At 62.3% G+C, this 21,863-nt stretch carries 15 protein-coding genes; 13 read left to right on the top strand and 2 right to left on the bottom strand.

The window, feature by feature from the left end:
• The first annotated feature begins 17 nt into the window (after positions 1 to 17).
• From ABSB13_RS00400 to ABSB13_RS00345, 12 genes are all read left to right on the top strand, one after another.
• Complete coding sequence (locus ABSB13_RS00400; RefSeq protein WP_428104476.1) at positions 18 to 2,873, top strand: molybdopterin-dependent oxidoreductase; 2,856 nt, start codon at positions 18 to 20, stop codon at positions 2,871 to 2,873.
• 2 nt (positions 2,874 to 2,875) lie between these two features.
• Complete coding sequence (locus ABSB13_RS00395; RefSeq protein WP_428104474.1) at positions 2,876 to 4,108, top strand: AMP-binding protein; 1,233 nt, start codon at positions 2,876 to 2,878, stop codon at positions 4,106 to 4,108.
• Complete coding sequence (locus ABSB13_RS00390; RefSeq protein WP_428104472.1) at positions 4,098 to 4,790, top strand: hypothetical protein; 693 nt, start codon at positions 4,098 to 4,100, stop codon at positions 4,788 to 4,790. The genes ABSB13_RS00395 and ABSB13_RS00390 overlap by 11 nt, the downstream gene beginning before the upstream one ends.
• Before the next feature lie 6 nt (positions 4,791 to 4,796).
• Positions 4,797 to 6,089 (top strand): phenylacetate--CoA ligase family protein, encoded by a 1,293-nt coding sequence (locus tag ABSB13_RS00385; protein ID WP_428104470.1) that lies wholly within the window; start codon positions 4,797 to 4,799, stop codon positions 6,087 to 6,089.
• A gap of 11 nt (positions 6,090 to 6,100) precedes the next feature.
• On the top strand, positions 6,101 to 7,204 hold the full coding sequence (locus ABSB13_RS00380) for a U32 family peptidase (RefSeq protein WP_428104468.1): 1,104 nt from the start codon (positions 6,101 to 6,103) through the stop codon (positions 7,202 to 7,204).
• The gene (locus tag ABSB13_RS00375; protein ID WP_428104466.1) at positions 7,201 to 7,743 is read left to right on the top strand and encodes a hypothetical protein; all 543 of its coding nucleotides are present in this window, start codon (positions 7,201 to 7,203) and stop codon (positions 7,741 to 7,743) included. Before ABSB13_RS00380 ends, ABSB13_RS00375 begins: the two co-directional genes overlap by 4 nt.
• A 77-nt stretch (positions 7,744 to 7,820) precedes the next feature.
• Complete coding sequence (moaA, locus tag ABSB13_RS00370) at positions 7,821 to 8,843, top strand: GTP 3',8-cyclase MoaA (RefSeq protein ID WP_428104464.1); 1,023 nt, start codon at positions 7,821 to 7,823, stop codon at positions 8,841 to 8,843.
• A 27-nt stretch (positions 8,844 to 8,870) separates the two neighbouring features.
• Positions 8,871 to 10,247 (top strand): coproporphyrinogen-III oxidase family protein, encoded by a 1,377-nt coding sequence (locus tag ABSB13_RS00365; RefSeq protein ID WP_428104462.1) that lies wholly within the window; start codon positions 8,871 to 8,873, stop codon positions 10,245 to 10,247.
• Between the two features lie 158 nt (positions 10,248 to 10,405).
• Positions 10,406 to 10,855 carry a nitrate reductase associated protein gene (locus tag ABSB13_RS00360; protein ID WP_428104460.1) on the top strand — a complete coding sequence of 150 codons (450 nt, stop codon included), beginning with the start codon at positions 10,406 to 10,408 and terminating at the stop codon, positions 10,853 to 10,855.
• Between the two features lie 41 nt (positions 10,856 to 10,896).
• Complete coding sequence (locus ABSB13_RS00355; protein WP_428104458.1) at positions 10,897 to 12,090, top strand: radical SAM protein; 1,194 nt, start codon at positions 10,897 to 10,899, stop codon at positions 12,088 to 12,090.
• 100 nt (positions 12,091 to 12,190) lie between these two features.
• Positions 12,191 to 13,150, top strand: a complete 960-nt coding sequence (locus ABSB13_RS00350) for an ROK family protein (protein WP_428104456.1) — start codon at positions 12,191 to 12,193, stop codon at positions 13,148 to 13,150.
• A gap of 17 nt (positions 13,151 to 13,167) precedes the next feature.
• Positions 13,168 to 15,975 carry a glycoside hydrolase family 38 N-terminal domain-containing protein gene (locus ABSB13_RS00345; protein WP_428104454.1) on the top strand — a complete coding sequence of 936 codons (2,808 nt, stop codon included), beginning with the start codon at positions 13,168 to 13,170 and terminating at the stop codon, positions 15,973 to 15,975.
• A gap of 118 nt (positions 15,976 to 16,093) precedes the next feature.
• Here the strand turns inward: ABSB13_RS00345 and ABSB13_RS00340 are convergent, their stop codons facing one another.
• Positions 16,094 to 16,225 carry a hypothetical protein gene (locus ABSB13_RS00340; RefSeq protein ID WP_428104452.1) on the bottom strand — a complete coding sequence of 44 codons (132 nt, stop codon included), beginning with the start codon at positions 16,223 to 16,225 and terminating at the stop codon, positions 16,094 to 16,096.
• Positions 16,226 to 16,280: 55 nt separating this feature from the next.
• On the opposite strand from ABSB13_RS00340, the gene ABSB13_RS00335 reads away from it, so the two are divergent.
• Complete coding sequence (locus tag ABSB13_RS00335; protein WP_428104450.1) at positions 16,281 to 17,435, top strand: hypothetical protein; 1,155 nt, start codon at positions 16,281 to 16,283, stop codon at positions 17,433 to 17,435.
• A 477-nt stretch (positions 17,436 to 17,912) separates the two neighbouring features.
• Here ABSB13_RS00335 and ABSB13_RS00330 read toward each other — a convergent pair whose 3' ends face one another.
• A complete protein-coding gene (locus ABSB13_RS00330) occupies positions 17,913 to 21,863 on the bottom strand; it encodes a hypothetical protein (protein ID WP_428104448.1) in 3,951 nt (1,316 codons plus the stop codon).

Raw genomic sequence — 21,863 nt, 5'->3', positions numbered from 1 at the left:
TCATAGAGGCTAAGAAAATGGCAAACGAATCGGATAAGCCTCAGAACTCCGGGCCCAGACGGGATTCCGTGCAGGAGCAGCGCCAATATTTTGAATGGGATAGCTGCAAGTGGGGGACTCATCGGGTCAACTGCTACCCCGGCAGTTGTCCCTTCCGGGTCTATGCCAAGGACGGCAAGGTGATTCGCGAGGAGATCTCGTGCTCCTATCCGGAGTTCGAGGACCCCGACTCGAAGGTGCCCGACTACAATCCGCGTGGATGCCAGAAGGGCTATCAACATTCGCGCGCGATGTACGGACCCGACCGAGTGCTGCACCCGATGAAGCGGGCGGGCGAGCGCGGCAGCGGTAAGTGGGAACAGATCTCCTGGGAGCAGGCCTTCGAGGAAATCGGCGATAAGATTGCCGGCGTCATCCAGAAGTACGGCCCCAAGGCTCTGATGGACGACCACTGCGCCAATGGCATCGGAGTGTTTCGCGGCGCCGCCGAGGGCTCGACCACTGGCATGACTTCCTTACTCGGTGGAGTCAGCCTCGATCTCGACTTCGTGAGCGGTGACTTCAAGGTCGGCCAGTGGCTGACCTTTGGCGAGATGCATCACGAGCCCGGCATCGAAAACTGGTTTCTGGCCGACACCATCATCCTGATGTCCAACCCGGTGTACGCGAACATCCCCGACATTCACTACCTCCTTGAAGCCCGCTATCGCGGCGCCAAGATAATCGCCGTCGCACCGGACAAGAATCCTTCATGCCAGTTCGCCGACATCTGGGTACCGATTGACTGGTCGGCCGATCCCGGGCTGTGGCTCGGAGTGGCAAAGATTCTGATCGACAAGGGATGGATCGACGAGCCCTTCGTCAAGGAACAGACCGATGCGCCAATCCTGGTTCGTTCAGATGATGGCCGGTTCCTCTCAGAGTCCCACCTGCGCGAGGGCGGCGACCCCGAACAGTTCTACTCCATCGACAGCGCCACCGGAAAGCTTGTGCAGATGCCCAAGGGCACGCTCGAAATGGCCGCCGACTATGCCCTCGACACGCGCACCAGCGTAAGCCTGAAGGACGGCACCAGCATCGAGGTCCGAAGCGTTTTCAACCTGCTCAAGGAGCGGCTTCTCGGCTACACCCCGGACAAGGTCCACGAGATGTCGGGTGTTCACCCGGACACGCTCCAGCAGATCGCCGAGCTATGCCGGCCGCCGCGCAAGATTTTCGGCTATATCAACTTCGTTCAAGGCAAGCTTTATCACGGCGACCTGCTCGAGCGCTCCTATTGCTACATCCTTGCGCTGACCGGCAGCATCGGCAAACCGGGCGCCGGCACCCAGGGATGGTCGCCGGGAACGGAGATTTCGGCCTCGATGGCGGCTGTCGCCGGGATGCCCAGGCAGGTGATCGAATCGGCCAACCCGATCGCCGGGGCCGCGACCTTGTCCCAGATGATGCATGACGATTACAAGATGCGCTTTAAGATGGACCCCACGATGCCGCCGGTCGAGGTCGCCAACGGCGCGACCCATGAGGGCCTGAAGATGTCGGGCACGCTCACGCCCGGGGTTTTTCTCTGGTATCGACACGCCGGATACAAGGAAGTCTGGGACAAGCACCTGCACGATCCCTATACCGACAAGAAGATCAGTGACTACGCCGAAGACGCAGTCGCCAAGGGCTGGTGGGACGGATTCGACCAGAAAGAGACGCCGCGCGCCATGTTCGTATCAGGATCGAATCCCCTGCGCCGTCATCGCGGCGGCATGAACACCTATATAAAGACTCTGTGGCCGAAGCTCGAAACGATCGTTGTCTTCGATCCCCGCTGGAGTACCACCGGTCTCTACGCCGACTATGTATTGCCGGCCGCCTCTTACTATGAGTATGCGGATGTAAAGTACTCCACGCCCGGCACGCGCCTCCTATGCTTCACCGACCAGTCGGTGCCGATGCAGGGAGAGTCCCGATCGGACCGCCAGATTGCGCTGGGCCTGTTGACCAGCATCGCCAAGCACCTCAAGGCCCGCGGCATCGAAAAGTACAAGGCCGGCGAAAACCGCGAGGTCATCGTCGACGACTTGTGCTGGCGCGCGACCTATGGCGACCGCTATGGCGACAGCAACGCCGACGAAGAGCGCATGGTCGATGACTGCCTGCATGCGCTGGGCGAGCTGGGATGGCTCACCAGCCTTGACGGTGAAGACGTTGGCCTCACCAATATGCGCAAGAACGGCAAGGCCTGGCTGAGCGGGCGTCCGCCCTGGCACGGAATGGTATGCCAGAGCACGGATATGATCCCGGGCCAGGTCCATGTGCCGATGAGAGACCAGGTGGAACTGAAGGTCCCGTACGCGACCACCACCCGGCGCATCGCGTTCTACATCGATCACCCATACTTCGTCGAAGCGGACGAGGCCCTCGTGCGCTGTAAGCGGCCGCCCGACATCGGCGGTCATCAGCCCATGAGAATCACCGGCGGCCACGTTCGATGGAGCGTCCACGCCAATTGGCACACCTCGCTCGAAATGATGAAGCTGCATCGCGGCGAGCCGTTCGCATTCATCAATAGTACTGCCGCGCGCGAAAAGGGCATCGAGGACCACGACTTCATTCGCGTGTACAACGACTACGGCGAATTTCTGGTGAGAGCGAAGCCGTCGGCATGCGTGCGACCGGATCAGTTGGTCATCTACCATGCCTGGGAGCCGTTTCAGCATCCCAATGGCATGCCCGCGGATGGCCTGATGCCTGGGCCGCCCAAAGGACTCCATTTTGCCGGTGGCTATCGGCATTTCGAGTACACGCTGTTCAGCTGGGCGCCATCACAGAGTGACAGGCAAACCAACATTGCATACGAGAAGGCGACCTTTCAGGGATAGTCATGTCCAAAGTCGGCGGTGCGTTGCCATCATGGTATTGGCCTGCAGGCATCCCGCGACGAGTTCCGGTAGCACAGCAGCCGCTCGGCCGTCTGTTCCGGCAGCGATTCGCGACGATGAAGGACCGCATCGCGGTCGCGGACAAAAATGTCCGCATCACTTACGGTGAATTACTCGAGCAAAGCCTGAGTCTGGCCGGCGGCATCCAGGCCGCCGGCCTCACCGGCACCATCGCGATCTCCGATCCTGATCCGCTCGAGAGCCTGTGCCTGTGCCTTGCCGGCTTGTTCGCCGGGCGCCGCGTCTTGCTCGCAAATCCCGCGGACTCCGCCGAGCAGCTTCCGTCCCGGCTTGCCGAGGGCAAGGCGTCTGCGCTCATCACCTCCGATGGCGCCGGGCCTGCGCAAGCCGAGGGCGTTAGAATGGTCGCCAGGAGCGAACTGCAAGGGACATTCAGCGAGGCGGGAACAGCTATACGTGCGACGGAGCCCGCGATACTGATTCCGAGCGGCCGTGGTCTGGTCGCGCATTCACATTTCTCGGTGTCGGCGATGGCTGCCTCGATGGCGGCGTTCATTCCCCGGCTGCGCGAGATCCCGTTTGTATGCACCGAACCTACGATCGGCTCGTGGGAGATGCTGACAGGTATTTTGCTGGCCATTTCACAGGGTAAGCCGGTTGTATTTGCCAGCCTCGAAGAGTTCGACACCGGCGAGCTGACCGACTTCGTGACTGACAACTACATGATCATTCAGCGAAGCCAGGCCGATGCAATGTTGGCGGGGGGCCGGATACCGCCGATGATTAGTCAGTCTGCCTATGTCTTCGTATCGACAGGATCTTTCGCGGCGCGATGGCGGCGGCATATGGAAGCGCTATGCGGCCGCCCGATCTTTCCTATCTGGGGACTGTCCGAGGTCGGCCCTCTGGTCGCCGCTCATCCCACCTGGATTCCGCCGCATGGACACGGATTTCCGCTGGTCAATGTCTCTCTGATTCCGATCGATCCGGATAGCGGCAAGATTTCGATCGTGCCGTGGGAGATGCTCGATCAGGCGGAGGTTGGCGTCGAGGCGCTGTCCGCGATGGTCGGCTACGTCGAGCCGGCCCTGAACGTCGGTGCCAAAATCGGCACCGCGCTGAGGACGCACCAGGTCGCGACGATGGATCATGTTGGCGTGGTTGCCCTGCAAGGCATCCCGCGCGTCGGCCAGGGAGCCGCGAGTGCCAACTGAGAATCCATATCTGTTGTTCGACGTTCCCGGCGGCCAGCTTGCCTTCGGCGACGGAGACCTCGACATCTGGGCGGAGCATCTCGCCTGGTGTTACCGGATGATGGGCATCCCCGACGGCTCAACGATCGCGGTCCAGGACTACGGCAGCAGTCCCATCTCGTTTCTCGGCTCGAGTCTGCTGATGCCCGGCCTTGGTCGCGGTGTCGCCGAGCGTTTCGATGGCCGCTTCATTTGCCTCGACGCTTCCGCGGAGCGGGTCACCCTCACGCCCGCCCTGTTGGCGCAACTGAGCGTCGATGCGCTCGTGATCAGAGAAGACGTGCTTGAGCTGCTTTCGGCGGAGCTGCGCAAAAAGGGATTTGCGGATCTCGCACAGCGCACGATGAAGACGATTGTGGTGTTCGGCGACGAGCCTCCCGCACTAAATCCGGTCCGCCTCCAGCCGTCGCGTCATTTTATGCACGTCGAAAGCGCCCTGCTGCTCGCACCCCAGTGCGTCAAGTGCGACTGCTTCCACCTCCGCGAAGGGTTCTACGAAGTTGACGGACGGATGATTCGCAACCTCCGCCTCGCCGCGCCACCCTACTACCTGTCGCGCGGCGAACTGTTCAGGCCTTCGCACTGTGCGGCGGGCATCCACGACTGGTGTATCGGATGGTCACCTCGCGGACGAGGTATTTGATCGGCGATGCCTGACATTACTTCCAGCTGCGCGCGAAACGATTTCATCGAGACCCTTTCGGGCGCGCAATTGACTGCCTGGCAGACCGGCCGTCTGCGCGAGGTCACCAACCACGCTTACTTCGACGTTCCATTCTACCGCAAACTGTGGGACCGGGCCGGCGTCGAACCCGGGCTGCTTCGTTCGCTCGAAGATTTCGAGCGCTTCCCGACGATTTCAAAGCATGACCTTGTAGAAGCGGGTGACGGCTGGACCAATCCGCATCAGGGCCCGGTCGCATTCAGCACGCGCGGCACTTCCGGCGCTCCGCTGCTCGTATGGCTGAGCGCGGAGGAAGAGGAAGCGTACATACAGCCGACGATGCGCGGCTTTCGCTGGGCGGGATTCCGCTCCGGGATGACTGCCCTGTTGATGAGCCCGGTATGGCACCGTCTCGCCGCCTGCGAGGCTCACGCGATCGCACGCTTGGGCGGGCGCTGCGCGTTTTTCTGGGGAAGCATGGGCTCCGAGTTCACCGAGTCCTTCCTGCATACGCTCTCCGCGCAGCGGCCGGAATTCATCACGACCACCGCGCCGTTCCTGCTCTCCCTGATTCGAGGCAGCCACGGCATCACGAATCGGCCGCACCAGCTTTTCAAGGGAGTACGCTCGGTCGTCGTCGTGGGTTTGCCGCTTACCCCGCGCATGCGCGAGTTCCTTCGCGACCGCCTCGAAGTCGAGGATGTCTTCGAACGCGGTGGAACGCAGGAAGGCGCTGCGATTGACGAATGCCGATGGCATACCGCTCCCCACGTGCACGAGGACGTCTGCTACCTCGAAGTCATCGACGATGCCGGCATTCCGGTCGTGCCCGGTTCCCGCGGTCGTCTGATCGTTACCAAGCTCTCCACTGCGGGGAGCGTCTTCGTGCGTTACGACACTGGTGACATTGCCGCATTCGCGCCCGGGCAATGCCCGTGCGGTTGCGGTTTTCGCCGACTGAAGATTTACGGACGTCCCGAGAGCAGCGTGCTCGTCGGCGACCGGATAATCACCGCCTACGACGTCCGGATGTGCATCGAGGAAGACCCCACCCTGGTGGGCCGCAACGTCTTGCTGATCCGCGAGGCCAACGCGCGCGCCGGCGTCCTGACCGTCGCCGTCGAAGGTGCGGCGCACGACCCGGCCAAACTGCAGGCGCGCCTGCGCGAGCAACTCGGGGTCGCCACTGCGAACCTCGTCTGGCTCGGCGACCTCAGAGTCAACTGGGGTTTCCGCCAGGTGCTCGACGGCCGCGAGCTACAACTCCCCAGGAGCTGATGGAGACGCCGATGAAACTGATGCTCCCGACCAATTGGGATCCCGAACTCATCGCGCAAATTGCGCCGTTCAAGCCCGATTACATTTACGGAAGCCTGCCGAGCGAGGCTACGCTTCGCTCCTCGCAGATGCTGTCCGACGCCAGCGAAGACGATATCGCGCTGCATGTTTCACAAGCCTCGCAGCACGGCATTCGTCTCGTCTACGTCATGAACGCCACCTGTCTGGGCAACAAGGAATATTCCGAAGAAGGCCGCGGTCAGCTCTTGCAGCGTCTCCAGTGGCTGGTCGATATCGGCGCGGCGGCGGTGGTCACGGCCAATCCGTTCGTCATGGAGCTGGTGCGCGAGAATTTCCCCGCTCTCGAGCTCCACATTTCGGTGCTCGCATCGGTTAACGACGCCCGCAAGGCGAAATTCTTCGACGACTTGGGCGCCACCGTGATTCATCTCGATCCCCAGATTAATCGCGACTTCCGCCGTCTCGACGCCATCCGCAAGGCGGTCGGCTGCCGTATCTCGCTGGTGGTCAATGAGGGGTGCCTGCTGAGTTGCCCCATCCGCCAGTATCACTCCAATATGATTTCCCATTCGGGGGAAAGTATCACCAGCCGATACTACGTCGACTACTGCTACTACCGTTGCTCGCTGTTCAAGCTCAATGACGCCGCCGAGCATCTTCGCTCACCATGGGTCAGACCCGAAGATCTGGGCGTCTACGAGAGCCTCGGAATCGACCTGTTCAAGATCGCCGGCCGTGAAAAGATGGAAGAGGGACCAAGCTCGCACACCGACTGGATCGCCATGGTCGCCAATGCGTACCACTCGAGGCACTGCGAGGACATCGCCCGCCTCCTGGTCGGCATCCAGCCCCCTCACAAGCTCTTCGGCGAGGAGCCGGAGCCGTTGGCCGTCCGAATCGACAGCGCGGAGCTCGATGGCTTCCTGCGCTTCTTCCAGGACGACCATTGTTTGCTCGATTGCAACCAGTGTGACTATTGCGGCAAGTGGGCGGATCGCGCCGTACACGTGAGCGGCGAGCCAACGCGGTGCGCGCAGGCGCTCGCCGATGATGTGCAAACGATTCGAGTCGGAAGCTATCGGAGTGGCAGGTGAACCAAGTAACTCAATCTCTCGACCTACAAGTTCTGGCCGCGTTTCATATGCTTTTTGCGGCCGTGTTTGTCGGCTCCAATGTGTTTCTCGATTTCCTTTTGACCCCGCGTCTCGATCTCATTCCGCCCGGCCAGGCCGCGCGGCTCGGCGACAAACTCGGCACCGACTTCGCCTGGCTGAACTGGATCGCTCTGATGGGTTCCGCGCTGAGCGGACCCCTGCTGCTGTGGCGATTGGGCAATTTTTCGTCGTTGGCCGACCCCGGATTCTACATCACCGGTTACGGCGCCGCCTTGGCGACGATGATGACGATCTGGCTTAGCTTGATAATCACCGCCGCAATCCTGACCTTCTACCTGCGCCCGCGCGTCGTCGTGAAACTTCCGTACGATGCCACCCGTCAGCAGGTCGAGGGCTCTCGCACCGACGCCATAAACTATGCGGGCTGGATGAAGACTCTGGCGCGTTACAACGTATACGCGTCGTGCCTCGCGATCGTCGTTGGCGGATTTCTGCGCTTCGGAGGTTATCCTTTCTGAGATGCTGACCGCGAGACCACCCACCGCAGCTCTCTTGAGCGCCACGCCGTTCGCGCGGCGCATGGGATAGACGACCCGTGCTATCAGATAACCAAAGCGCAACCGTCCGAACCGAGCCGTCGCAGCTGCGCGACCGATTCGGACGCACCATGAAGAAACTGCGCATCTCGCTGACCGATCGCTGCAATTTCCGTTGCGTTTACTGCATGCCGGAGTCTCCGGTCTGGGGTCCCAAGAATGTCGTCCTCAGCCTCGAAGAACTTCATCATCTGGCGACCGTTTTCGTCGCTCGCTTCGGCGTCGAACAGATACGCCTGACCGGCGGCGAGCCCCTCCTGCGCAGCGGTGCGCCACGATTTGTGTCGATGCTCCACGGCCTGCGAGCCCGCGGCCTTCGGCGCGTCTCGCTCTCGACCAACGGCGCCCTGCTGGCGCGGTACGCGCGCGAACTGGCGGATTGCGGCCTCGACGGCGTCAACGTCAGCCTTGACTCGCTGTCTTCCGACCGATTTCACCAGGTAACCGGCGGCGGCGACCTGCGCGAAGTTCTGCGCGGGATCGACAGTGCGCGAGCGGCGGGACTGCCGGTGAAACTCAACGCCGTGGTGATGCGCGGGACCAATGATACGGAAATTCCAGCGCTCGCTGCCTGGGCATATCGCGCCGGCATCCCGCTGCGCTTTATCGAGTTCATGCCGCTGGACAGCCGCGGTCTTTGGAGTGCCGACAAGGTCTTCACCGAGCGCGAGATCGTCGCGCTGCTGGCGCGGGACTTCGAGATCAAGCCGCTGGCGCGCACCGAGGAACCGGCGAGCTACTATCTCTTGAACGGACACTTCCGCCTCGGTGTGATTTCGACAATCTCCAATCCGTTCTGCGCGCGATGCGATCGCGTCCGGCTAACGGCAGATGGCAGGCTGTTCGCGTGCCTGTTCTCGCCCACCGGCGTCGATCTCAAAAGCGCGATCCGTCCCACGGTCAATTCAGAATTGCTTGAATCGCGGATGGAAGCGGCGATCCGGAATAAGTCCCCCGGCTTCGTCGACAGCTCCGCTTCAATGGATCGCGGAAATGTAGGAATGCACGTGCTCGGGGGCTGAACGCACCGCGCGAGGAAGGAGACCTATATGCCCGTAAACGGCAAGCGCGACGTCACCAACTGGTGGAAACACCTTCCCTTCGAGATCGCCTGGCGGGAGTATCCGGCGGTGGATCGCGAGTTCGTCGTGCTCTATCCCACGGCTCTGGAACCGATCTCTCCCACCGACATCTGGGCGAAGCGGCCGATCTGCTGCTACGTTGGAATCCCGTTCTGCAAATCAGCCTGCGATTTCTGCTTCTTTTCGAAGTACGTCGCTTCTGATGAGGATCGGGAGGCGTATGTGGCGGCCCTGAAGAAGGAGATCGACGCGTACGCCGCGATGCCGTATGTGCAGGGCTGCGAGATTACCTCCTTGTACTTCGGCGGCGGAACTCCCTCGGTGCTCAGCGCGGAGCAGCTCGGCGGCCTGATCGATCACCTCCGCGCGCGCCTGTCTTTTGCCCCGGACGCCGAGATCGAGATCGAGTTTCATCCGCTTACGGCCGAGCCCGCGAAGCTCGCCTTCTTGCGGTCGAAAGGGGTGACGCGCGTAAGCTTCGGCATCCAGTCGTTCAACGATGAACGCTTGCAGTCGCTCGGCGCGCCGCATCAGGGCATCGACGGCATCCGGGCCGTCGAACTGGCGCGCCAGGCGGGGTTTCCGAAGATCGGCTTCGATCTCATGTACAACAAGCCCGGCGAGACGCGGGAAGAATGGACCCGGGACGTGGAAACCGCGCTTGCTCTGGAACCCTCATCTATCAGCTTCTACGGATTCTCCGTGGTGCCGCGCACGCCACTGTTCAAGCGGGCGGTGGCGTCGAACACCTGGATTCCAGTCCAGCCGCTGGAGGTAATGTTCGAGATGTGGGAGGAGACGACCCAGCGATGCGTTTCCGCCGGGTACGAGCAGTACGCCTGTACCTGCTTTGGCCGGCCCGGCGGCGCCTCGCGATATCTGCTCGGCAATTGGCAGGCGCCCCAGCTCGACGTGCTCGGATTCGGCGCGGGCTCCACCTCCTCAGGGATAAACGGCCACGTCTACGTAAACATCCACGGGCTCCACGACTATGTCGCCGCGGTCAATGCCGGGCGCCTGCCGGTGCTAATGGGGAAACGAGTCGACGCCGCGGAGTGGATGTCACGCTATCCGGCGCTCGGGGTTCGCGCCATGGAGCTCAGCAAGGTGACCTTCCGCGAACTATTCGGCGTTGAGATGGACACCCTCTACGCTCCGGTGCTCGACTACTTGCGGGAGCGCGAGCTGATCCTCGACGATGACCGCACGCTCCGGCTGACGGCGCCGCGCGGGACCTGGTACGTTAACAACGTTGGCAAGAGCTTTTTCACGGCGAACAACGTCCGGCGGCCTCAGCTCCTGCACAACGAATTGATCGACCTCCCGGTCCCCAATGTTGGATAGCGCAGCTGTACCGGGATCGGCCGCTCATCGCCTCCTCCCTGCACAGGACACCACCGAGCGCGAGTCCTGGTACATCAACATGGGTGCGGTGGACAAGAGTTTCTTCACCGTCAGGGCAATGACCGAGGCTGCGCCGTAAGCTGCGCGCGGGGAGCCCGATGTTCAGGCGCTTCGACTTCGAAAAGGAACTGTACGAGACGCTCGAGTTCATACCGCTGTCGGTACGGCGCAAGCTGGACTTGGCTGGCGTGAAGCTCCATTTGAAGGAGTGGCAGGCGCTCTCGCGGTCCGAACGCCTGGTGATCTGCCACTTCCCGGTCGCATCCCCGGAGGAATGCGACGTGCTGGCGGCCTTTCTGCGCGACGCGGTGAAGAGCCGCGCGGGAACCGAGCTCGCGATCATGAAACCCGGATCGCGCGACGCGGCGCCCGACGCCGGCCAGGTGCCGCCCGATGTTGCGCGGCTGATCGCCGAGCTTAAGCTGCCGCAGGAGCGCTGGTCGCTTCTCGATCCCGATGAACGCTTCGCGCTGGCAAAGATAGCGCGTGGCGGAGCCGATAAATTTATGAGCGCATGGTCCGAGTTCACGGACAAGCGGAGACAATAGATATTCGTGACCGGCGCGCGGCGATAAACAGGAGAACTACGATGATTCAATCAACTCGCGAAGACGCTTCCGTCAAGCTGCTCGATCGCGCGGTTACCGGGCATCGGCTCAGCGCCGGCGAGATACGCGGGCTGTACGATTTGCCCACCCACGACCTGGCGGCTGCCGCTCACGAAGTACGTCAGCGCCGTAGCAACCCGGAGATTGCGACCTATTCCATCGGCGGGAATATCGATTACACGAACATCTGCGTCGTCGCGTGCAGATTTTGCGCGTTCTATCGCGCCCGGCACCAGGAGGGCGCCTTCACCCTCACGCTCGATGAAATCGCGGAGCAGATGGACGAGCTCAGGCGAATCGGCGGTCGCGATGTTCTGCTCGAGGGCGGCATCAATCCCGACTTGCCATTTCAGTGGTATCTGGATCTGCTGCGCTTCCTCAAATCGCGCTATCCGGAAATCCACATCGATGCGTTCAGCCCAGAGGAGATTCTCGGTCTGGAGAAGCTGACCGGCCGCAATGCGTGGGATATTCTCTGCGAGCTCAAGGATGCCGGACTCGATGGCACGCCCGGCGCCGCGGCCGAGATCCTGGTTGACGAAGTGCGCGAACGCACCGCGCCGACACGGATGAAGACCGGAGACTGGTTCCGAATCATCGACTCAACCATGAAGGCCGGCCTCCACAACCCGTGGGTGGGGATGGTGATCGGATTCGGCGAGACGCTGGAGCAACGCGTTCAGCATCTGATCGCGCTGCGCGATCAACAGGATCGCGGATTGGACCGTTACGGTTGCGGCTTTTCGGCGTACAAGATATGGCCCGCACGCCTCGAGCATACTCGCCTGAGCGAGGCCACTCCTGCTGCCGATAATGATGCGGTCGTCAATGAGTACTTGCGCGATGTGGCGGTCGCGCGACTCGCCCTCGACAACATCGAAAATCACCGCGCGGTCTGGCGCACGATGGGCTTCGAGGTCGCCAGCCGGGCGCTGCGCTCAGGAGCAAACGATCTCTGCGGCACCGGGTCGATCAACGCGATTAACGCTTGCATCACGGCAGCCGGCAAGGATTTGCCCGACCCAAACGAGGCGCTGCTCCGTGACGTGGTGAAATGCATCGAAGCCGCCGGCTTCACTGCTGCGCTGCGCGATCCTTATTACAATATTCTTAAGCGCCACGAATCGACGAAGTCGCAGGAATTGCCCGAGTCAGCGATGGCTGCGGGAAAGTAGATTCACCCGCTTCGCTGACCAGCATACCGCAGCGGCTGGTGAAAACGGTGATCGTTTGATACAGCTGGCCCGCTACTGAAATGGTCGAGGGCGAGTTCGCGTGCCCGCAAAAGTCTGGATCGGTATCGATATCGGTGGCACCAAGACGGCGATCGTCGTCTCGCAGCGGCCGCCGGAGGTTAGCGAGCGTCTCGAGTTCGCCACCCTGCCCTCCAGGGGACCCAACCGCGCGCTCGACCTGATCGGTAAGGGAATCGGCGCCATCCGTAGCAGGCGCGGTCTTCCGAGTTCGGCAATCCGCGGTATCGGCATAAGCTGTGGCGGCCCGCTCGATCGATTGCGCGGGATTATCCATTCGCCGCCCAATCTTGCCACGTGGGTGGATGTTCCAGTCAAAGCAATCCTCGAGCGGCAATTCGGTGTTCGATGCAACGTCGAGAATGACGCAAACGCCGGCGCCGTCGCCGAGCATCGCTACGGCGCGGGGCATGGATTCGACAACATCGTCTTCCTCACGATGGGCACGGGACTTGGCGCCGGAATCATCGTTGATGGGCGGCTTTATCACGGCACTGACGATCTCGCCGGAGAGATTGGGCATGTGCGGCTCACCCGCGGCGGCCCGGTCGGACATAACAAGCGCGGTTCAGCCGAGGGATGGGCAAGCGGCGGCGGGATGGAGCGGGTAGCGATGCGAGCCGTCGAAGACGCGCGGATGCATGGGCGCAGCACTATTCTGACGGCTCATCGCGGGACGCTCACGGCTCGCGGCGTTTGCGCGGCTGCCAAGCGCGGCGATGCGGTCGCGATGCGAATCGTTCGTTCCACGGGCGAGCGGCTCGGCCAGGTTCTGGCGATTCTGGTAGATATCCTCAATCCACAGCGGATTGTGATCGGTGGGCTGGCGATGCGTACGGGCGAGATGATACTCGGACCCGCACGCGAGGTGATGGCGCGCGAGGCCATCCCCGCGTCTGCCGGATCTTGTCAGGTGGTGCCGGCTGCATTGGGCGAGCGCATCGGTGATGTTGCGTCGCTATGCGTCGCGATGGGACTCTAAGCGGCGAGGAGCGGTTCATGGAGCATCTCTATTTCGTCGTTCACACTCACTGGGATCGCGAGTGGTATCAATCGTTTCAGCGGATGCGTGCGCGGCTGCTCACGATGACGGACAAGATGCTTGCGCTTCTCGAAAGCGGAGCGCTGCCATGCTTTCACTTCGACGGCCAGACGATCGTGCTCGAGGATTACCTCGAAGTACGGCCCGACAGTGCGCGCCGAATCGCGAAGTTGGTGAAAGCCGGCAAGCTCCAAATCGGTCCATGGTACCTGCTCGCGGACAGCTTTCTCGCCAGCGGTGAAGCGCTGATTCGCAATCTTGAGATCGGCAGCCGTATCGCGCGGCGATTCGGAAAGTCCGCGCAAACCGGCTATTTGCCCGACCAATTCGGTCACGCCGCTCAGCTTCCACAGATTCTGTCGGGTTTCGGGCTCGAGGCGGCAGTCGTTTTCCGCGGCGTAGGACGCGAAGTGAATCGCAATCGATTCATCTGGGAAGCGCTCGACGGCAGCTCGCTGTTCACGGTCTTTCTGCCATTCGGCTATTCCAACGGCGCCAGTCTGCCGACCGACTCGGCCGATGCAACGATCGCGCGAGCCGGCGAGATCGCCGCGCGCGAACGAGAGTTCTCCGCCGGCGCTCCGATCCTGGTGATGAACGGCACCGACCACGCGGAACCCAATCCGATCGTCTTCGCGCGCCTGAAGGAAGCCGCCGGACGCGCGCCATTCACCGCTGAAGTCGGCACGCTCGACGATTATGCGAAGCGGCTTTCCGAGCTTCCCCGCAACGGCACGGCTCGCGTCCGCGGAGAATTGCGATCTCCTGCCCGCTCGAATATCACGCCGGGCGTCAGCTCGATACGAGCCTGGATAAAGCAGCGAGACTTCCAGAACGCTTACCTGCTCGAGCGGATTGCCGATCCGCTTGCCGCGCTCGCTTTTCATTTGAATCAGGCCGACGAACTGACCGCGCTGCTCGAGGTTGCCTGGCGCATACAGATTCAGAACCATCCGCACGACTCGATCTGCGGATGCTCGATCGACCAGGTCCATCAGGACATGCGCTATCGCTTCGATCAGGCCGCAATGATCGGCGAGGTCGTGGCGCGCCGCGCAGCGAATGTCGTGCTTTCAACACAAACCGGCGGCGAAGCCGCGCTCGCGGTGTTCAATCCGACCTTCGCCCGCCGCGCGCTCGTCACGGGTGAAACCAACGTCGAGGATCCCCACGCATGCTACGTCGCGGTGGATAGCGGCGGGCGACGGATTCCCGTCGCCATCGATGTCGCGCGGCTGGCGCAGCCATTCGAAATCGAGCTGAAGGCGGCCGACCTCAAAGGCTTGATCACCGGCGCCCAGGTGATGGACCAGTACGTGAACCGGTTCGAACTCGAACGCGTCGGGGACAACCGGTTCGACCTCCGCGTGTTCGTCAGCGGCAGCCCGGCGAGCGACCTGGATCCGGACAGCTTTCGCCGGCAAATCCTGGAGCTGCCTGACGAGGCGACCCTTCGGATCCATGCTACGGAGGCCGCGCGGGCGCAAATCACTTTCGTTGATAACACTCTCACGCAGGCCGGCTTCAGCCTTTATCGGCTCGTTCGCGCGGACGAACTCGCCACTGATACGCCGGCCAATGGCGCCGGGATCGAATCGATCGAGAACGAATACTTCAGGCTCAGTTCATCGCCGCGCGGGCTTAAAATCGACGACCTGAAAAACAATCGGACCCTTGAAACTTATTTCGAAGATGACGGCGATCGCGGCGACGAATACAACTTCGACCCGGTCGCCGATTCAGCACCGATCTCGACGCCGGTATCGATCGCCGCCAGCGTGATCGAGCGCTCAACGATGAGAAGTCGCATCGCACTCTCGGTGGTTTACGCTCTCCCGGGCGCGCTCACGGCGGATCGCACGGCGCGCACGGCGCAGACCGTCGAGATTCCGATACAACTGACGGCCACCATCTACCTGGGACTCGAACGTGTGGATTTTGAGGCAGTGATAGATAATCGCGCGCGCGACCATCGCATCCGCGTCGCGCTATCCACGCCGATCGCAACGATGGAATCGCTCTCCGACACGAATTTCGGAATCGTCCGCCGCCCGCTCGATCCAACCGAGCCGGCGGGACTCTCGGAAGATGTCTATCCGACCGCGCCGCATCGGACGTTCACCGCGGTGGAATCCGCGGAGTTTTCGGCGGCCATGATGAGCCGTGGAATCTACGAGACCGAGGTCCGACGAGACGGCGGCGGTACGACAATCCTGTTGACGCTGTTGCGATGCGTCGGATGGCTTTCGCGCGGAGACCTGAAGATGCGCCGGGGTGATGCGGGCCCGGAGTTCGAAACGCCCGACGCCCAGGAAATCGGCCAGCATCGTTTTCAATTTGCCATCACGGCCTGGCGCGGTTCGTATGCGGACTCCGGGGTCGTTCAGCTAGGCCAGGCGTATGCGTATCCGCCGCGCGTGTTCCAGGCTCGCTCCGCGAAAGATGTGTCTGAGAATCGACTTTGCGCCTGCGACAATCCGCGAGTTGTGTTTTCCACCGCGCGCACGACGCATCGCGTCGATGCCTACATCGTACGCGCGTTCAGCGCTTCCGAGTCGCCGGAGACCGCGCGATTCAGCTTCGGCCACGGCCGGAGAGCTCGATTGATCGATCTCGCCGGGCGGCCTTTGAAAGGCGTCAAGCTCAAGCGGCGCCGCGACGGTACCGTCGAGCTGGATCTGCGCCCCTTTCAGATCGTCACGTTCGAAGTTCGTTGGCCTATAGCGGATTCGCGCCGACCTTCTGCGCGCCCACTTGCGGAATAAGGCTGCTACCGGGTTTCTCGGCTGATGAGTTGCCTATGGCGCTTTGGGGAGCATTCCACCATCCTCCACCCAGAGCGACGAAAAGTGCAGCGGTGTCCTGAAGACGTTGTCCCATCGCCTAGACATAGCCAAGGTTCGCCTGCTGATACTGATAGTCAGCGATTAGTAATTGCAGGTAGTTGACAGTGCCGGCCTGATAGTTTGCCTGTATAAGGTGAAGCGCCTCGGCCGCAGCCTGGAGTGCCCGCAACCAGCTCTCAGCCATCTCGGGCACCGGGGAGGCATACGATGGGCTGGGGCGGCGTGTGAGTTCCGGGGGAGCGGACTTCGAATACGACGGCGCAGCGATGATTGGCTGGAGCTCGGGTTACGGAGTATCCTACAACTTCCTGACTCTGCCGGGGGGCGGAGCTTTGGCGGGCACATTCACCAATATCTTTGGTGTTCAAACCACCTCGGTGCCGCTGATCGATGCGTCGGGCTCGACCATCGCGCTGGTGAATGCCGCCTCGACCCAGTCTCCGCCGGCGACGACGTACACCTATGATCCGGCGGGAAATCCGACGGTGAGCGGGACGGCGAACGATTGGCCGTTCCAGTATCAGGGCATGGAGAAGGAATTCACCGATCCGGGACCGTACTACTATACCGGCGGCGGCCAGTTCTACAGTGCTCAGATCATGCGCTCGCCGTCGGAGACCGGTCAGACCAGCAGCCAAGGCGCCGGCGGCGGCTCGGCGGGCAGCGGCGGGGGAGGCGGCGGTGGCGGGCCGGCGGGCAATCCCCTCGCGGCGCCCTCCGGCGGCGGTTCTTCTCCCAACTTTTCGCAAAGCCCTCAGGAATCTGGCGAAGCTTTTGGCGTGGGTGCGGGTGCCGAAGCCGCGACGGCTGGGTTCATCGCCGCCTACAACGCATTTCTAGTCGGTGCTGAAGGCGTTTCCCTAGGTTACGCAACGCCGGTCGTTGTTGTGGGATTAATAGCTGAGGGGCTCTTTGAGTTGCTCGACGACCTCTTTGGCGGCAGCAGCAGCGAGCCTCCGACGCCGCGCCAGCTGCGCCACAAACGCCACCCGTTGTATCCCGTGATACTGGGTTTCCCGAACGGTCTGATACCGGACGAAGCGTCCAATGGCAAGCCGGAATTGTGCGGCGACGCTGAATTCTGCGGCACGACCCCGCTGCAGGCGCCAGAGTACCGCAAGGCGCCCCCACGAGCGCAGACTCCCACGGGACTGGGCCCTTTCTTTGCTTGCGGTGGGGTGTTCACAGCGTTCAACCCAGAGTTGACGGTTGGGTGCATCCTCACGGGGGTCGGGTGCGGAGGAGGTGACATCCCTGCCTGTGGAGCGATGGGGGTTCTTTGCGGCTCTTACTTCGGCGGGATAGGGCTCTGCTATGGTGCGGCGTTTCCCAATTCTCGGCTGGGTCCCGCAGCTAGGGGCCCTCTTCCAAACCAATAACCTCGTCCCGTGGAAGACTAAAGGATGCTCACACTCAGTCCTAAGTCAGAAAAGCTGCTGGCCGTGGGCCTTTCGGCGTTCCTCCTAGCCAGCATAGTTGGAGTAATAGCCTGCATCTTTGCTCTGGGGTCGAACTGGCTTCAAGCCGCGACCCCTGTGCTTCGTTGGGACATCGTCCTGTTTTCGAACGCGGTACTTCTGTTCGCCATCGGTTGGACCGATTTTCCAGAGCAGATCAGGCGCTCCATGGCTGTCAGAAGACAGGTGCAGTGCTTAACGGTTTGGCAGGCATTGCTGGCTCTGCTAGTCATTACGACAATGGAGCAGGCCAGCTACGCTGTGCTATTCTCGCTATTTGGTCCGGCGGTTGCGCTCATGTGCTATTCCGCCGGGTCGGCATACAGGGCGCTCAGAGCTTAGAGCCAAGGTGGACGGCGAACGATTGGCCGTTCCAGTATCAAGGCATGGAGAAGGAGTTCACCGATCCGGGACCGTACTATTATACCGGCGGCTTGCGGGTAATGGCCGCTTCCGGGCGGTGATGATCGCGAACATCACGAACGAGATCATCAAAACCGCCGTGGCTAAGGACAGATAGAACGACCAGCGGCGGACGGGAGTCGGACGCAGCTCGACTTCTACATGATGTATCCCGGCAGGAACGTTAAAGGTGATCTCTCCGCTGACTGAGGCCGGCGAAGCCGCAACTTCCCGATCGTCAACCAGCACCGTCCATCCCGGATAGTCGAAAAGCGAATCCTGCATCAGCGCGGGCTCGCTCGCATCGACCTTGAACGACTGGCTATCCGAGCTGACAGCGAGTTGATGCACGACGGGCGCGGAGCGGACCCCTTTGAGCAGGCGACTATCGAAGGCTGGACGGTACTGCACTGTCCGCGGCTCGTACTCTTCACGAGTGGTGGTGTTTATCCCCAGGCGGGCGATCATGTCCGCACTGAAGTAGGCTTCATCATAAGTCTGAATTCCCTTGGGTTCGGTGTGCGCGATATTGACCAGCACCAGCACTACAATCGCGACCGATGCCAGCCGGGCGCCCATGCGGTCGAAGGCATAGAGCGCCAGCAGCGGCATGAACAGCGCCGGAACGCATAGCGTGCGCCACGGATAAGCGAGGTATTGAAGCGTGGCGACGTGCGCCCAAATCGTCCATGACAAATCGGTGGCCAACAGCGCGGCTATAATCGACGCGCCGGCAAAGACCACCGCGTCAAGGCGGCGGCTACGGCTCGCCGCGCGCATCGCGATGCACAGTCCCGCCAGAGCCAAGGCGATGTGAACCAGCCCCAGCGAGTACGAGATGCCGTTGCCCGGACCGCGCATCGCGTAGCCGTACCCCCACGGCGACCAAAGCAACTGGAACGGCGAGATTATGTAATTGGTCCAATTGAGAAAGCCGGTCCGCAGCAGGTCGGTCTTGACGAAATCGCGCTCGAGCAGCGCCGGAAGCCAGAAAAACGCACTGAGTCCCAGCCCGCCGGCAAGCACGCCAGCGCCGGCCGCGGCGGTCTTCAGCCGATGATCCGAGACGGCCGATCGAACGGCGACGATCGCCGCGAAGGCCGGAAACATCAGCAGCGCGATCGCATTATGCGCCAGCGGCAGCATCGCCACTGCAATCGCGCCGAGTGCCACACTGATTGCGGTCGGGCGCTGAACCGCCGCGATCAGCCCGAGCAGCGCCACGGGAGCCACTGCAAGCGCGGCCGACTCGGCAAATCGCGCACACACGTAGATATCCAGCGCCTGGTAGGGAGCGAACAGCCATGCGGCCGCGGCGCCGATCGAGGCGACCCGAGAAAACGCGAGCTTGCGCCCGATCAGAAAGACCGCGGTCGCGCCGAGCGCGAACAGCATCGCCAGCCCAAATTGAAGCGAATCCGCCAGCCGCATGCCGGCTTTGAAGAAGGGCAATGCCGCCGCGTAGATCAGCGGCGGTGCGAATTCGAACAGCGGCTGTCCATGCCCACTGCTGAGATCCGGCGCCCATACGGGAGGGAATTGATGGTCGCCCAATATTTTGGCGAATTCAGTCAGCCGGGGCGGGTACTCCAGCGTGTCATGGCCGTCGAGCTGGTAGCCGCGGAACAGCGGGCGCGTGAAGAGCAGGATCAGGACCGCGAGCGCCAGCGCCGTCCGTATCCGCACAGTCGCCCAGGGAGTCGCCAGCTCCGCCACCCGCGCCGCAATCCTGCGTTCCATCGCGGCGTAGCCCGGCCTGCGCATCGCTTGAGCGATCAATCCCACCACAATGATTCCGGCAAGCAGCAATATCGGCTTGAGTGGCCCCGGACGGTATCGCACTTCGATCCGCTGCTCCCCGGGTACGACCGGAATCGCGCAGTAATCGGGATACACGCGAAAGATCGGCGCCGGCTTTCCGTCAACGGTGGCCTGCAGGCCCGGGAAATATGTGATCTTGAGCAACGCGTAGCACGGGCGCAGCACCGCCAGCCGCGCGCGATAGGTCTCGCCCTGCTTGCTTTCGGAAATTACTTCCCCGCGCGGAGTCGAAAATCGCGGATCGAGCGCGGGCGGCGGCTGAAACATCTTCCATTGCGGCAATCCGCTGATATCGCCGCCCAGCGCGACCACCGCGCCTGCGCGCACCGCGGAATCCTGCATCCATCCCCAGTCGCGATTGAGCACGGTCGACAACGGGCCATCGTAACGGGCGCCAATGTCCACCAGGCCGAAGTAGCCTTCGCTGGAGGCCTCGTAAACCGCCAGGGCGCCGTGAACTGCGCGACGCTTGAACTCGGGGGGCATCGGCTGAGTCACGGGCGCCAGCGCCGCGCGCATCGCAAACAGCTTGACCTGGTAGGGATCGCGGTCGTCGAGTTCGGCCGTCACGTCCGAGTTCCACGACAAGCTATGATAGAGAAAGCTGAGTTCATCCAACCCCGCCAGCGAGAGAAACGAGTACGGCTGCGACCCGGCGATCTTGAACTTGGCGCCCCACATTCCCGCCGGACCGGCCCAGACGCGGCCCGGACGCTCGCGCAGGATGGTGCGGATGTCGCCGAGCGCGGCGTCGAGGTCGCCACCCTCGCGCGCAATCGCCGCGAGACTTTCGTCTCCCCAATTGTCGTTCTGCTTCAGGTAACTCGCGCGCTCGGCGAAAATCACGACCGCGATCGCGCCAAGCGCAATCACCGTCGCAACCTTGCCCCAGTATCCGACCCGCCATGCGGCGGCGACGATTTTAGCCAACGCCCAGGCCGTCAACAGCACGGCAAACAGTTCAAAAACCGACTCGAAACGGCTGACGTGAAACGTCCCGGGCAGCCCCAGCGCGAGCATGAAATATCCCCAGGTCGTGCGGCCGAAAAAGATCAGGAGCCACACCGCGGTGAGAACCAGCAGGCGCCGCGGCATCGGCCTTTTCCAGCGATACAGCGCGAGCAACGACGCCGCCGCCAGCGCCAACGTCATTACCGGCAAGCGGCCCCAGTCGAGAAAGCGCCCCGAGAACAGTTCGTTGAGCGCGTTGCCCGCACCCCACGAATCGAACTTCCAAACGTCATCCCATCGGCACCGGTTGATCTCGCCGCTGGCCAGCAGCATCGGAACGACGAACCACGCAAGCAGGATGACGGCAGGAATCAGGATCGATGCGGCGCGGACGACTCGGCGCGAGCGATCGCCCCGCGGTCCGACCAGCGCCATGATTGCTATCGAAAGAATCGCCGCGTAGCCGAACACGACGTGCGAGAGTGCGGTGGCCGCAACCAGGCAGGCTGCCAGAATTCGCCGCCGGCCCGTGTTCAGAGAGTGGGCGGCGAGTCCTAGCGCCGGCATCAGCAGATCGAACGACATCAGTTGCGTGTACAGGCCCGAGCCGCGCCGAACATACGCGCCGTAAGACAGCCCGTAGCGGCTGAAGTCGCCCACCTCGCTCACTGCGATGATCAGAATCGACGCGAATCCCGCGGCGATCGGCTCCAGGCCCAGTAGCCGCGCGCCGATGTAGGTGCAGGCCGGCACCGCTGCCAGCAACAGATAGTAAAGCACTGCGAATGACGCCGGCGCCGAAGCGAAATGACTCGTGAGCGCCAGCCACAGCCCGGCCACCATGTGTGGGATCGGCTGATAGAAGTGCCACAGCGGAAAGCCCAGCGCCCATTGCGACACCCATGGATCGAGCAGCGAATCACCCGTGATAAGGCTACGGGCGAGGCGCTGCGACGCTGCGATATGAAAGCTCAGGTCGTTGACCGGAACCCGCTCGATGCGAATCTCCGGCGCGAGCAATATTGCATTTACGATCAGCGCAAGCCCCAGCAGCGTCAGCCCGCCGGCTTGCGCGCGGAGCCTCGGCGAAACAGGAATCCCCCACCGCGCTGCGGCCGGACGCGGCGCCGCGGTTGGCGCTTCGCTACGAGGTTTTGCTTTGGTTGCCGCCGGCAT

The organism is Binatus sp. (SeqCode) (assembly GCF_050013435.1).
GTDB lineage: Bacteria > Desulfobacterota > Binatia > Binatales > Binataceae > Binatus.
The sequence above is the reverse complement of the archived record's forward strand: the minus strand, read 5'-3'. Positions and strand labels throughout refer to the sequence as shown.

What these genes read in the sequence shown, in the direction of transcription:
- ABSB13_RS00385 (WP_428104470.1), top strand. Translation starts at nt 4,797, where the DNA reads ATGCCTGACATTACTTCCAGCTGCGCGCGAAACGATTTCATCGAGACC.
- ABSB13_RS00365 (WP_428104462.1), top strand. Translation starts at nt 8,871, where the DNA reads ATGCCCGTAAACGGCAAGCGCGACGTCACCAACTGGTGGAAACACCTT.
- ABSB13_RS00330 (WP_428104448.1), bottom strand. Translation starts at nt 21,863, where the DNA reads ATGCCGGCGGCAACCAAAGCAAAACCTCGTAGCGAAGCGCCAACCGCG.
- ABSB13_RS00355 (WP_428104458.1), top strand. Translation starts at nt 10,897, where the DNA reads ATGATTCAATCAACTCGCGAAGACGCTTCCGTCAAGCTGCTCGATCGC.
- ABSB13_RS00395 (WP_428104474.1), top strand. Translation starts at nt 2,876, where the DNA reads ATGTCCAAAGTCGGCGGTGCGTTGCCATCATGGTATTGGCCTGCAGGC.
- ABSB13_RS00400 (WP_428104476.1), top strand. Translation starts at nt 18, where the DNA reads ATGGCAAACGAATCGGATAAGCCTCAGAACTCCGGGCCCAGACGGGAT.
- ABSB13_RS00380 (WP_428104468.1), top strand. Translation starts at nt 6,101, where the DNA reads ATGAAACTGATGCTCCCGACCAATTGGGATCCCGAACTCATCGCGCAA.
- ABSB13_RS00345 (WP_428104454.1), top strand. Translation starts at nt 13,168, where the DNA reads ATGGAGCATCTCTATTTCGTCGTTCACACTCACTGGGATCGCGAGTGG.
- ABSB13_RS00360 (WP_428104460.1), top strand. Translation starts at nt 10,406, where the DNA reads ATGTTCAGGCGCTTCGACTTCGAAAAGGAACTGTACGAGACGCTCGAG.